The organism is Pseudodesulfovibrio pelocollis (genome assembly GCF_030282845.1).
Classification (GTDB): domain Bacteria; phylum Desulfobacterota; class Desulfovibrionia; order Desulfovibrionales; family Desulfovibrionaceae; genus Pseudodesulfovibrio; species Pseudodesulfovibrio pelocollis.
Genome location: NZ_JASTWE010000005.1, coordinates 36,268 through 48,187, shown reverse-complemented (window position 1 = coordinate 48,187; position 11,920 = coordinate 36,268). Strand labels below are relative to the sequence as shown.

At 63.7% G+C, this 11,920-nt stretch carries 12 protein-coding genes; 10 read left to right on the top strand and 2 right to left on the bottom strand.

The features are described 5' to 3' along the window. Nucleotides 1-2 precede the first annotated feature (2 nt). From QQS14_RS03100 to QQS14_RS03080, 5 genes are all read left to right on the top strand, one after another. On the top strand, nucleotides 3-263 hold the full coding sequence (locus QQS14_RS03100) for a hypothetical protein (protein WP_285905438.1): 261 nt from the start codon (nucleotides 3-5) through the stop codon (nucleotides 261-263). Continuing rightward, nucleotides 253-2,046 (top strand): Na(+)/H(+) antiporter subunit D, encoded by a 1,794-nt coding sequence (locus tag QQS14_RS03095; protein ID WP_285905437.1) that lies wholly within the window; start codon nucleotides 253-255, stop codon nucleotides 2,044-2,046. The genes QQS14_RS03100 and QQS14_RS03095 overlap by 11 nt, the downstream gene beginning before the upstream one ends. Nucleotides 2,047-2,072: 26 nt before the next feature. Beyond that, nucleotides 2,073-3,605 carry a complex I subunit 4 family protein gene (locus tag QQS14_RS03090; RefSeq protein ID WP_285905436.1) on the top strand — a complete coding sequence of 511 codons (1,533 nt, stop codon included), beginning with the start codon at nucleotides 2,073-2,075 and terminating at the stop codon, nucleotides 3,603-3,605. 12 nt (nucleotides 3,606-3,617) lie between these two features. Beyond that, complete coding sequence (locus QQS14_RS03085; RefSeq protein ID WP_285905435.1) at nucleotides 3,618-5,045, top strand: NADH-quinone oxidoreductase subunit N; 1,428 nt, start codon at nucleotides 3,618-3,620, stop codon at nucleotides 5,043-5,045. Nucleotides 5,046-5,207: 162 nt separating this feature from the next. Next, complete coding sequence (locus tag QQS14_RS03080; protein ID WP_285905434.1) at nucleotides 5,208-5,783, top strand: type I restriction enzyme HsdR N-terminal domain-containing protein; 576 nt, start codon at nucleotides 5,208-5,210, stop codon at nucleotides 5,781-5,783. A 15-nt stretch (nucleotides 5,784-5,798) separates the two neighbouring features. On the opposite strand, the gene QQS14_RS03075 is transcribed toward QQS14_RS03080, so the two are convergent. Beyond that, nucleotides 5,799-6,017, bottom strand: coding sequence for a 4Fe-4S domain-containing protein (locus tag QQS14_RS03075; protein ID WP_285905433.1), 219 nt, complete (start codon nucleotides 6,015-6,017; stop codon nucleotides 5,799-5,801). A 76-nt stretch (nucleotides 6,018-6,093) separates the two neighbouring features. Between QQS14_RS03075 and QQS14_RS03070 the strand changes: the two genes are divergently transcribed. Next, on the top strand, nucleotides 6,094-6,984 hold the full coding sequence (locus QQS14_RS03070; RefSeq protein WP_285905432.1) for an aminoglycoside phosphotransferase family protein: 891 nt from the start codon (nucleotides 6,094-6,096) through the stop codon (nucleotides 6,982-6,984). Nucleotides 6,985-7,009: 25 nt separating this feature from the next. On the opposite strand, the gene QQS14_RS03065 is transcribed toward QQS14_RS03070, so the two are convergent. Continuing rightward, the gene (locus tag QQS14_RS03065; RefSeq protein WP_285905431.1) at nucleotides 7,010-8,023 is read right to left on the bottom strand and encodes a DUF933 domain-containing protein; all 1,014 of its coding nucleotides are present in this window, start codon (nucleotides 8,021-8,023) and stop codon (nucleotides 7,010-7,012) included. Nucleotides 8,024-8,144: 121 nt separating this feature from the next. On the opposite strand from QQS14_RS03065, the gene aroL reads away from it, so the two are divergent. The 4 genes from aroL to aroC all read left to right on the top strand — a co-directional run bounded on the left by aroL (nucleotide 8,145) and on the right by aroC (nucleotide 11,872). Beyond that, nucleotides 8,145-8,663: a shikimate kinase AroL gene (aroL, locus tag QQS14_RS03060; RefSeq protein ID WP_285905430.1), complete on the top strand. Its 519-nt coding sequence runs from the start codon at nucleotides 8,145-8,147 to the stop codon at nucleotides 8,661-8,663. A 96-nt stretch (nucleotides 8,664-8,759) separates the two neighbouring features. Continuing rightward, nucleotides 8,760-10,124, top strand: a complete 1,365-nt coding sequence (locus QQS14_RS03055; RefSeq protein ID WP_285905429.1) for a TrkH family potassium uptake protein — start codon at nucleotides 8,760-8,762, stop codon at nucleotides 10,122-10,124. A gap of 13 nt (nucleotides 10,125-10,137) precedes the next feature. Then, nucleotides 10,138-10,797: a potassium channel family protein gene (locus QQS14_RS03050; RefSeq protein ID WP_285905428.1), complete on the top strand. Its 660-nt coding sequence runs from the start codon at nucleotides 10,138-10,140 to the stop codon at nucleotides 10,795-10,797. A gap of 10 nt (nucleotides 10,798-10,807) precedes the next feature. Continuing rightward, the gene (aroC, locus tag QQS14_RS03045) at nucleotides 10,808-11,872 is read left to right on the top strand and encodes a chorismate synthase (protein ID WP_285905427.1); all 1,065 of its coding nucleotides are present in this window, start codon (nucleotides 10,808-10,810) and stop codon (nucleotides 11,870-11,872) included. Nucleotides 11,873-11,920: the final 48 nt, after the last annotated feature.

Below are 11,920 nucleotides of genomic sequence, written 5' to 3'. Positions count from 1 at the left end.
TAATGAGTCAGAACGGACTGGGCGAGCTGCTCGCCAAATGGAGAGACAACAGGAAGACGTGGAAGATCATCTTCTTCGTGGTGCTGGCCGTGCTGCTGGTGCTCAACGTCCCCTTTGTCACGCATCACCCGCACTTCGGCCTCGACAAGTACCCCGGGTTCTTCGCCGGATTCGGCCTTGTGGTCGGCCTTGGGATGGTCATCATCATGAAAAAGATCATTCAACCCTTCATCGCCAGAAAGGAGGACTACTATGGAGATTAGCTTCTACCATCCCTCCGTGGCGTTCCTGGCCCTGGCGCTCCTGGTGCCGTTTATCCCCAAAGAACAGTGGATGAACAAGGCCTTTCGCGGCGCGCTGGCGCTGCTGCCGCCCTTCATCGCCCTGGCCAGCATCATGACCATCGAGCCGGGCATGTACGGTGCCATCGGCTATCTCGACCAGGCCTTGGTCCTTGGCCGGGTGGACAAGCTGTCCATCGTCTTCGGCCAGGTCTTCGCGGTCATCGCGGTGGCCGGTGCCATCTACGGCATGCATGTGGAGGACCGGGGGCACTATGTCTGCGGCTCCCTCTATGTGGCTGGCGGGTTCGGCTGCGTCTTCGCGGGCGACCTGCTCACGGTCTTCCTGTTCTGGGAACTGATGAGCATCGGCTCCACGTTCCTCATCTGGCAGGCCCGGACCAAGGAATCGGTGGGCGCGGGCTTCCGCTACTTCATGTATCATACGGTGGGCGGCCTGTTCCTGCTGGCCGGCCTGCTGCTCAAGTTCAAGGCCACCGGCTCCTTCGCCTTCATCGGCGTCGAGCCCGGCGCGGCCCAGCTCTACGACTGGCTGATCCTCATCGGCTTCTGCGTCAACGCCGCGGTGGTGCCCCTGCACGCCTGGCTGCCCGACGCCTACCCCCGCGCCTCCATCGGCGGCGCGGTGTACATGTGCGCCTTCACCACCAAGACTGCGGTCTACGTGCTCTGCCGGGGCTTCGCGGGCTGGGAGGTTCTGGCCATAGCCGGTACCTGCATGGCGGTCTTCGGCGTCCTGTACGCGTGCATCGAGAACAACGCCCGGCGCATCCTCTCGTACCACATCGTCTCCCAGGTGGGGTACATGGTGGCGGGCATCGGCATCGGCACGGCCATGACGCTCAACGGCGCCATCGCCCACGCCTATGCCCATATCCTCTATAAAGGTCTGCTCTTCATGGGCACCGGCTGCCTGCTCTACGCGGTGGGCACGGCCAAGCTCGACAAGCTGGGCGGGCTGGCCTACCGGCTGCCGTGGGTCATGGTCTGGTACATGGTGGCGGCCCTGTCCATCTCGGGCATGCCGCTGTTCAACGGATTCATCTCCAAGACCATGACCATCGCCGGGGCGGCCGAGGCGCATCATACGCTGCTGGCCCTGGGCATGGAGATCGCGGCGGTGGGCACGTTCATCTCGGTGGGCATCAAGCTGCCGTACTTCGCCTTCTGGGGCGGCAAGCGGGACTACGTGGGCGAGATCAAGCCCATCCCGGTCAACATGTACGTGGGCATGGCCCTGACCGGCCTGCTGTGCATCGCCCAAGGCGTCTACCCCGACATGCTCTACCGCTACCTGCCGTTCGCCTCGGATTACTCCTTCAATCCCTGGACCATCGACAAGGTCATCAACTCCGGCCTGCTGCTCGGATTCTCGGGGCTGGCCTTCTACCTGACCCGCGCCATCATCACGCCGCATGCCAAGCTGAACCTCGACTTCGACTGGTTCTACCGGCTCATCGGCCGCGTGGTCATGCGGACCCTGTGCTGGCCAGTCTCGAAGGTTGACGACTTCTGGACCGAGGTCTACCGCACGGCCGGTCTGCGCTCGCTGATCGGCATGGGCGACGGCACCTCCTGGTTCGACAAGAAGGGTATCGACACCGTGGTGGACGGAAGCGCCTACACCGTCAGGAACATCGGCAGGGCGGGGGCCAAGGTCCAGAACGCGAGCCTGCAAGACTACCTGGCGTATGCCGCCGTTCTTGGCCTGGGCATCTTCGCCCTTGTTTGGTACTTCGGCTAAGCCGGACAATCTAAGGAGAGCTAGCTTTGGACTTCGGATATCCGGTACTCACACTGTTGATCCTTTTCCCGCTCGTCGCGGCCTGCGGACTCTTCTTCCTGCGGGCTCCGCAGGTCGTGCGGATGTACACCTTCGTGGTGTCCGTCATCGAGCTTCTTCTGGCCGTGCCCCTGCTCGGCTATACACCAAACGCGGACTTCCAGTTCGTCGAGCGTCATCACTGGGTCCATCAATGGGGCCTGGAATACTACCTCGGCGTGGATGGAATCAGCATACTCATGGTCTGGCTGACGCTGGCGGTGCTGCCGCTTTGCGTCATGTGTTCCTGGACCTACATCGGCAAGCGGGTCAAGGAGTTCCACTTCTGCCTGCTGTTCATGACCTCGGCGGTGCTGGGCGTGTTCTGCGCCCTTGACTTCGTCCTGTTCTACGTCTTCTGGGAGGCCATGCTCATCCCCATGTACCTGCTCATCGCGGTTTGGGGCGGAGACGACAGGAAGTACGCATCCCTCAAGTTCTTCCTGTACACCCTGGCCGGTTCGACCCTGCTCCTGGCGGCCATCGTGGCCTTCAGGATCACGGGCGGCACCTTCGCCATCCCGGAGTTGATGGAACACGTCTTCACCTTCCGCTTCCAGTTCTGGGCATTCCTGGCCATGGCGCTGGCCTTTGCCATCAAGGTGCCCATGTTCCCGTTCCACACCTGGCTTCCGGCGGCGCACGTGCAGGCGCCCTCGGCCGGTTCCGTCATCCTGGCGGCCGTGCTGCTGAAGATGGGCACCTACGGGTTCCTGCGCTTCTGCCTGCCGCTGACCCCGGCGGCCAGTGAATACTTCGCCCCGATGATGATCGCCATATCCATTGTCTCCATCATCTACGGCGGAGCCATCGCCCTGGGCCAGACGGACATCAAGAAGCTGGTCGCCTACTCTTCGGTGGGCCACATGGGCTTCGTCACCCTGGGCATATTCCTGTTCAACGTGCGCGGCGTGGAAGGCGCGCTCTTCCAGATGCTCAACCACGGCATCGTCACCGGCGCGCTCTTCATGATGATCGGCGCGGTCTACGAACGCAGCCACAGCCGCGACATCGAGAAGAACATGGGGCTTGGCAAGTACATGCCCGCCTTCATGTTCTTCTGGGGACTCATGGCCCTGGCCTCCTTCGGCTTCCCGGGCACCAACGGGTTCGTGGGCGAGATACTGGTCTTTGTGGGCGCCTTCCAGAAGTCCATCTGGATCGGCATGCTCTGCGTGCCCGGCGCGCTGCTGGCCGCGGCCTACATGTTCCGCGTGTCGCTCAAGATGGCCTGGGGCAAGCCCGCCACGGCCAGGAACTGGAAGGATCTCAACGCCAGGGAGTGGGTCTACCTGACCATTCCGGCGGTGTTCGTGCTCTGGATCGGGCTCAACCCGGCCCTGTTCTTCAAGGTCATCGACCCGTCAGTCGAAAAGCTGCTGGAGAACTTCGACAGGCGCAAGGTCGCCCACCTGGAGACCGAGCAGCCCATGCAAACCGCCGCAACCGCCATCTTCGGTGTCGTTGCGGACAAGCAATAGGGAGTGGCAGACGTGAACTTTGATATCACTCTGGTTGTTCCGGAACTGTACTTCCTGTGTCTGGTCCTGGTTTTGATGATTCAAAGCCTCGGCGACAGGGAATGGAAACCCGTGGTGGAGAAATGGCTGCCCTTTGGCGCCGGCCTCGGCTTCTTCGTGGCCATCGTCAACTACGGCCACGAAGGCCTGATGCTCTGGGATGTCTACAGGGTAGACATGATGTCCCAGTTCTTCAAGATCGCCATCGCGTTCGGTTTCTTTGTCACGGTCATCAACGCCGCGCGCCAACCCACGCTGGCCGAGGGCAAGCGCAGCGACTACTACATGATGCTCGGCTTCTCCGCCCTGGGGCTGATGATGCTCTCCTCGGCGGTGGAGCTGATCACCATCTACCTCGCTTTGGAGTTGGCCTCCTACAGCCTCTATGCGGTCATCCCCCTGCGCGCCAAGAACAAGGGCGCGGCCGAGGCGGGCGTCAAGTACATCCTGTTTGGCGCGGTGGCCACGGCCCTGGCCCTGTATGGTCTGTCGTACATCATGGCCAGCCAGCACACCACGTACATCGCCGAACTGATGCACAAGTCGTGGACCTTTGCGGACCAGCCCATGGCCGTGGTCGGCCTGTGCCTCTTCCTGGGCGGCATGTTCTTCAAGCTGGCCCTGTTCCCGTTCCACTTCTGGTGCCCGGACGTGTACCAGGGGGCCAGCAACGAAACCGCCGCCTTTGTGGCCACGCTGCCCAAGATGGGCGCCATCGTCATCCTGGCGCGGCTGGCCGTGTTCCTGAAGCCGGGCCTGGAGATCACCACGCTGCTGGCTGTGCTCGGCGCCCTCTCAATGACCTATGGAAACCTCGCAGCCCTGGCCCAGACGGACATCAAGCGGCTGCTCGGGTTCTCGTCCGTGGCCCACGCGGGCTACATCATGGTCGGTCTAGTCAGCGGCACCTCCGAGGGGCTGGCCGCAGCCGCCTTCTACGCCTTGGCGTATCTGGTCATGAACCTGCTCGTGTTCTGGGTGGTCTGCCGGGTGGCCGTGGATGGACGCAACCTCAAGCTGAATGATCTCAATGGCTTGTACAAGAAAGCTCCGGTGCTGGCCTTTTCGCTGGCCGCCGGAGCCTTTGCCCTGGTCGGCCTGCCGCCCACCATGGGCTTCATGGGCAAGTTCTTCCTGATCACCTCGGCCTGGGATCATGGCTACAACTGGCTGGTCATCACCCTGGTGCTCAACTCGGCCATCGCCATCTACTACTACCTGAGCCTGTTCCGTCATGCCTTCACCGAAGACAAGACCCCGGATCTGACTCCGGCCCCGGACAACAGTTGGTTCGCCTCGGCCGGAGCCGGGCTGCTGGCTGGCGCGGTGCTGCTGGCGGGCATGGTCCCGGCCCCGCTCTTCAACCTGGCGGTTGAGGCGGGCAGGAGCCTGATGCCGTAGTCTGGTCCTTGTCTCATGCAAACCAGGGGGAGCCTTCCAACAAAGGCTCCCCCTTTGCGTGGGCGGGGCCGAGTTGCCTGTCTGGGAGGTGGACGTGACGAGGTGCGTGCCGTAGACTGTGGGAAAATTAATGGGACAATGAGCGAAAACGGAGGGAGCGCCATGCACGAAACCAGCCTGGGCGGCACCTTGCGCGATTATTTGAGCGGCGAGGAGATCGACGAGACCACCTTCGAGGAGTTTCGGCAGGCATTGGCGCGGCTGCTGGTGGAGGAGAAGGGGTATCCGCGCGAGCGAATCAAGGCCAAGGTGGGGCTGACCTATCGCGTCGAGGGCGAGGCGTTCGAGCGGCCGCTGGACTACGTGGTTTATGACGACCAGGGCAGGCCTATCTTCATCATTCTTTTCTGTGCGGGCAATGTGGGGAGCTTCGAGCGGGAGACCGTGTGTGCCGGGCGACTCATCAAGGACGGCCCAGTGCCCTATGCGCTGGTCACGGACACCATGACCGCCTCGCTCATGGACGTTTCCACCGGCGAGGTGGTGGCCACGGGCATGGCCGCGCTGCCCGACTGGGACACCTTGCAGGACATGGTGGCCCGGGCGGCGGTCACACCGCTCACCGACGAGCAGCGCGAGCGGCAGACCCGCGTTTTTCATACCTATTGCGGTTTTCTCTTCGGCACTTGCTGTAGCGAGTCGTGCTCCCTGCCGCCCAAAAGCGGGGAGGGCAAGTGAGCCGGGCCGCTGTCGCTAATCATCCACGAAGACGATGCAGCCCTCGGGGCAGCAGTTCATGATGTCCTGGACCTCGTCCTCACTCACCTCGGACCGGTTGACAAAGGGCATGTCCAGAACCTCGTCCCATTCGAAGACATCGGGATTGAGGTCGATGCAGCCCCGGCAGGAGCGGCAATCGCCCAACTCGATGGCGACCTCGCGCAGGGTGGTGTCGGCGTTGTTTGTGCTCATAATTAGATAATAGTTCCTGTTCTTATTTAAGGCAAGTGTTTTGGTGCGAAAGTTCGCGAGGAGTGCGGTGCGGATGATGGAAACCAAGAGGTCGGTTCAGGCTGTCGCCGCATTCCTGCGGGGAAAAGGGTGGCTGCTTTCCGAAGACCCGGAAAACCAGATCGTGTCCCTGGGGTCGCGCTGGAACAATGACAACTTCGTGATCACCGTGGATGAGTTGTATGGGGAGAGCCGGTATCTCCTGCGGCTGACACGCGGCGGCGGATTCGGACTCATGGCGCGCATCGCTTACGAGTTCGCGGTGTTGCAGGCCGTCCGCCGGTCCGGGGTCACGCCCCGGCCCTTCTTCTGCGACGAGGCGGCCGAGGTGGACGGTCAACCCACGGGTGCGCTGCTCATGGAGTTTTTGACAGGGCGACCCCTTGCCTGCGACACCCACTGGCGGTTGGCTGCCCAGACCCTGGGCCTGATTCATTCCCTGCCCGCCGACGGAAGGTTCGTGGTGCGCGAGGAGCCGGTCATGGACGTGTACGGCATGTGCGGCGGGAACGAGGCCATGGACACGCAAGCGCATGGCGCGGAGTTGAATCGGCTGGCGCAGCGGGCCGCGAGGCTGTTGACGGGAGAAGATCGGGTGGTGACCCACGGCTCGGCCCAGCCGTCGGACTTCATCGTGGACGAGGACAGGGAACGGGCCTGGCTTGTGGACTGGGAGAACGGGGGCGTGTCTACCCGCTGGGTGGATGTGGGCCTGTTCATGTCCGGGGCCGCGACGGTTCAGGTGGGCGCGTATTGCCGGACCGACGACGAGCGGCGGGAGTTCTTGGAGGCCTATGCCCTGGCCGCAAGGGTGGTCATGCCCATGGAAGCCATGCTGGAGCGGGCGGCTGTGTTCGAGCGCGCGTGCGAACTGCGAGACGAAGCACGGGAAGGGCGGTCCGATCCCCAGGAACCCGGCGGGGTGTGAACCTGGTGGAGCCGTTCGCCCGGGCTCAGACGTTGAAGCGGAACTCGATGATGTCGCCGTCGCGGACCACGTATTCCTTGCCTTCGAGCCGGGCCAGACCCAGCTCCTTGGCCTTCTTGAAGGTACCCGCCCGCAGGAAGTCCTCGTAGCCGATGACCTCGGCCCGGATGAATCCCTTTTCAAAGTCGGAATGAATGACCCCGGCCGCCTGAGGCGCTGTGGAGCCCCTGCGCAGGGGCCAGGTGCGGCATTCGTCCTCGCCTGCGGTGAGGAATGAGATGAGTCCGAGCAGGTGGTAGGTCTTGGCGATGACCGTCTCCAGGGCGGAGCAGGCGATGCCCAGATCATCGAGGAACATGCGCTTTTCTTCGGGGTCGTCCACTTCGGCCAGTTCGCGTTCAAGCTTGGCCGAGGCCGCCATGTGGGCCATGCCCATCGTTTCCTCGGGCAGGGCCACGGACGCCTCATCGCCCTCGGGGCAGTTCCAGACATAGAGAATGGGCCGGGCCGAGAGGAACTTGTAGCCCTTGAGTTCCGGCAGACCGGCCACGGCCGGATCGGTGCGCAGTGGGCGCTCCGCTTCGAGCATGGCCATGGCCCGGGCCAGGGCGTCCTCTTCCTTGAGGTCCACCAGGGCCTTGTTCTTTTTCTTGTCCACCGCGAGCTTTTCAAGGCGTTTTTCAATGACGGCCATGTCCGTGACCATCATGTCCGCCTCGATGGCTTGCCACTGGACCTTGGGATCGTTCATGCCGGAGAAGGCGTCGAGCACGCCGATGAAGCAGTCGTAGGGGCGGACTTCGTTGAGCACGCGCTCGCCCAGCCCGGTTCCCTTGCCCCCGCCGCCCGGGATGTCGAGGTATTCGATCTCGCTGTAGGTTACCTTTTTGGGATCAAAAAGCTCGATGAGGGGGTCCAGGCGGCTGTCGGGCACCTTGACCATGGCCCGGTTGCCAGCGGCCGCGGCCGAGGGGCCAGCCAGGGCGGCGAAAAGATCGGTCTTGCCGGAACCGGAAAATCCGAAAATTGCGGTCTTCATGGACGACTCCCGTGCTCGATGTTGCGTTGGCCGGGTGAACCTATCAGCATTCCCGGCGATTGCAAAGACGGATCACCACCCCACCATTGAACAGGCCGGGGTTTTGCTCTACTGTCCGGCCATGGATGCAAAAAAGACCATATTTCTCATCGGCCCGCGTGGCTGCGGCAAGACGAGCGTGGGCCGCGCCCTGGCCCGTTGCCTGGACTGCGGGTTCGTGGATACGGACCATCTGGTGGTCGAAGCCGTGGGCTGCGAGATCGCCGACTATGTGGCCGAGCACGGCTGGGACGCCTTCCGCGACCGCGAGACCGAGGCCCTCAAGCGGGCGGCGGCATTGCCCGGAGTGGTCGGCTGCGGGGGCGGCATCGTCCTGCGCGAGGGCAATCGGGCAATTCTCAGGACCGGGGTGGTTCTCTATCTCCAAACCTCGGTCGAGACCCTGACGGCGCGGCTGACACGGAACCCCAACGAGGCCCAGCGGCCCTCCCTGACCGGCAAGTCCCTGGCCGACGAGGTGCGCGAGGTGCTGGCCGCGCGCGCCCCGCTCTACGAGGCCTGCGCCGATATCGTGCTGCCCGAGGGGCCGCTCGACGCGGTGGTGGACAGGGCCCTCGGGGAACTGGAGCGGCTCGCCTGACCCATTTTGACAGCAACGTCGGCCGGGTATACTAGTCTGATGACCGACAAGCAGCCACGTCAGAAAACGATCAAACCACGCCGTCCGGACCGAATGATGCGATCAAGACTCCTGTCCCCGTATTGGATGCCAGTGTGGCTCTTCGCCGGGGCCATAGCCGTGGGGGCGACCCTGCTTCGCCTGGACACCAGCCATCCGGGCGGGCCGATCTCGCTGTTGGATGCTGTCTTCACCGCCACCTCTGCCGTCTGTGTCACCGGGTTGGTCGTGGTTGACACCGGGAGCTACTTCTCCCTTTTTGGGCAGCACGTCATCCTGGTGCTCTTCCAACTCGGCGGCCTGGGTATGATGACCTTCACCACGCTGATTCTGCACCTCATGGGCAAGCACGTCTCCCTTGGCGACCGCATCGCGGTGAGCCAGAGCCTGTTGCATGATCCCTCATTCAGTCTGCCCCGTTTCCTGGGTCGGGTGGTGGGCTGGGTGCTGGCCCTTGAGGCCGTGGGCGCGCTCTGCCTGTGGTTGATGGACCCGGTGGGGTTTTCGCCCTATTCCGCTGTGTTTCATTCGGTTTCCGCCTTCTGCAATGCAGGGTTTTCCCTGTATCCGGACAGCCTGACCCAATGGCAGGGCCACGTGGGCATCAACATGGTCTTCATGCTCCTGATCACCGCCGGGGGGCTTGGGTTCTTCGTGCTCAACGAGTGCGCAGGGCTGGTAAAATCGGTGCTGCTCGGGCGGCGCCCGGCGCGCAGGGGAAGCTATCTTCTCAGCTGGCATTCCACCATCGTGTTGCGCACGTCACTGTTTCTGGTGGTCGCTGGAGCCGCAGTCATATTCGTGGCCGAGGGGGTGGCCGGGACCGGCCCAGCCGACCCGTCCACCCGGTTGCTGACCTCGCTCTTCCAGTCGGTCACCTGCCGAACGGCCGGATTCAACACCGTTGACATAGGAATGATGTCGAACGTGTCGCTGGTCTTCATGATGGCGCTCATGTTCATCGGCGGCTCGCCCGGCTCGTGCGCGGGGGGCATCAAGACCACTTCGTTTCGCGCCCTGTGGGGGTTTGTGCTCGCCCAGTTCAGGGGGCGCGACCAAGTCCGCGTGGGGCGGTACGCCTTGAGCCAGAGCGCGCTGAACACCGTGTTTTCCCTCTTCATCATCGCCACCATCCTGGTGGCTGTGGGGACCATTGCGCTGACCTCACTGGAGACGGTTGGGCACTCCTATCTCATGGGCCGTGACAAGTTCATGGTCAACATGTTCGAGGTCATTTCGGCCTTTTGCACGGTGGGGCTGTCCACAGGCTTGACGGCAAGCCTCAACGGGGCGGAAAAGGGAATGATCGTGGTCTTGATGTTCGTGGGCAGGCTCGGGCCGATGTGGCTGCTGTCCGCCCTGCACAGCTGGCAGACGGAGTGCCATTACCGTGTGCCCACCGAAAACCTGCCGCTGGGCTAGCCAAGGAGCGAAAATGAGCAGGAAGATGGAAATCGGCGTCGTGGGGCTCGGCAAGTTCGGCTTCGCCCTGGCCTCGGCCATGATCGAGCTTGGGCACGAGGTGGTCGGTGTGGACCGCAGCGAGGCCAACATCCGCCGGGCGCAGGGTATGCTTACGCAGGTCTACCAGGCCGACGCCACCGACGAGAAGGCCCTGGAGCAGATCGGCTTCAAGGAGCTTGAGACCGTGGTGGTCTCCACCGGATCGTCCATGGAGGCGAGCATCCTTGTGGTACTCAACCTTCAGGCGCTGGGCGTGGACCAGATATGGGTCAAGGCCATGAGCGAGGAGCATGAGCGGGTGCTCTACAAGCTGGGTGTTCCCTTCGTGGTTTTTCCCGAGGCCTTCGTGGCCTTTCAGCTTGCCCACCGGCTGGCCGCTCCCGGCTTGCACGACTACCTCGGCCTGGGCAAGGACGTGGTCACCCGCGAGATCCTCGTCAGCCAGTGGACCGGCAAAACCCTGCGCGAACTCAATCTGACCAACAAGTACTCGGTTCAGGTCATCGCCTTTCGTCACGCCGGTGATTCGGATTTCAGCTTCGTGCCCCAGGCGGACAAGGCGCTGGAGGAGGGCGATGTGCTTGTCCTGCTCGGCAACACCAAGAATGTGATGAAAATTTCCAACCATTAGGGGATGGAGCATGAGCGGCAATGTCTTTGGCACACTGTTTCGGCTGGCCACCTACGGCGAATCCCACGGCCCTGGGCTGGGGGGCGTCATCGACGGCTGCCCGGCGGGAATCCCCCTGGACGAGGGCATGCTTCAGCGCGAGTTGGATCGCCGCAAGCCGGGCCAGGGCGGATTGGCAGCCACGGCGCGCAAGGAGGCGGACCGGGTGCGCATCCTCTCCGGCGTGTTCGAGGGCGTGACCACGGGCACACCCATCGGCTTTCATGTGGACAACACCGACCACCGCTCGGCCGACTATTCGGCCGTCAAGGACATCTATCGTCCGGGCCATGCGGATTTTTCCTTTGAGGCCAAATTCGGCCTGCGCGACTATCGCGGCGGGGGCCGCTCGTCCGGACGCGAGACCGTCAGCCGCGTGGCAGGCGGGGCCGTGGCCCAGGCCCTGCTGCGGACCGAGGGCATCGCGGTGTACGCCTATACCGTGGAGTTGGGCGGCATCCCGGCCCGGCTGGTGGACTGGGAGGGGGCGCAGGATCGACCGTATTTCAGCCCGGACCCAGATGCCCCGGCCGCCTGGGACGAGCGGGTCAGAAGCGTCAAGGCCTCGGGCGACACCCTGGGCGGGGTGGTGGAGATCCGCGCCGTGGGCGTGCCCGCAGGGCTCGGGGAGCCGGTCTTTGACAAGCTCGACGCCCGGCTGGCCGGTGCCCTCATGTCCGTGGGCGCGGTCAAGGCGGTGGAGATCGGGGCCGGGTGCCGGGCAGCGCGCATGCTGGGGAGCGAGAACAACGATCCCATGACCCCGGACGGCTTTGCGTCCAACAACGCGGGCGGCGTGCTGGGCGGCATCGCCTCGGGCCAGGACATAGTGGTCCGGGCCTTCATCAAGCCCATCCCGTCCATCGCCCGCGAGCAGCGCACCGTGACCCGCACCGGCGAGGCCGCCACAATCACCGTGGGCGGCCGCCACGACATCGCGGCCATCCCGCGCATCAATCCGGTGCTCAAGGCCATGGCCGCCCTGACCCTGGCCGACCTCCTGCTCATGGACAGGCGGCTGGGAATGCGCGAATAACCCGGGCCGCCAAATCGGCGACAGAAAGCCCGTCTCCGGCAGATGCCG

Coding starts and splice junctions, on each gene's coding strand:
- QQS14_RS03100 (WP_285905438.1), top strand. CDS start 3: ATGAGTCAGAACGGACTGGGCGAGCTGCTCGCCAAATGGAGAGACAAC.
- QQS14_RS03095 (WP_285905437.1), top strand. CDS start 253: ATGGAGATTAGCTTCTACCATCCCTCCGTGGCGTTCCTGGCCCTGGCG.
- QQS14_RS03080 (WP_285905434.1), top strand. CDS start 5,208: ATGCACGAAACCAGCCTGGGCGGCACCTTGCGCGATTATTTGAGCGGC.
- QQS14_RS03075 (WP_285905433.1), bottom strand. CDS start 6,017: ATGAGCACAAACAACGCCGACACCACCCTGCGCGAGGTCGCCATCGAG.
- QQS14_RS03070 (WP_285905432.1), top strand. CDS start 6,094: ATGGAAACCAAGAGGTCGGTTCAGGCTGTCGCCGCATTCCTGCGGGGA.
- QQS14_RS03065 (WP_285905431.1), bottom strand. CDS start 8,023: ATGAAGACCGCAATTTTCGGATTTTCCGGTTCCGGCAAGACCGATCTT.
- aroL (WP_285905430.1), top strand. CDS start 8,145: ATGGATGCAAAAAAGACCATATTTCTCATCGGCCCGCGTGGCTGCGGC.
- QQS14_RS03055 (WP_285905429.1), top strand. CDS start 8,760: ATGCGATCAAGACTCCTGTCCCCGTATTGGATGCCAGTGTGGCTCTTC.
- QQS14_RS03050 (WP_285905428.1), top strand. CDS start 10,138: ATGAGCAGGAAGATGGAAATCGGCGTCGTGGGGCTCGGCAAGTTCGGC.
- aroC (WP_285905427.1), top strand. CDS start 10,808: ATGAGCGGCAATGTCTTTGGCACACTGTTTCGGCTGGCCACCTACGGC.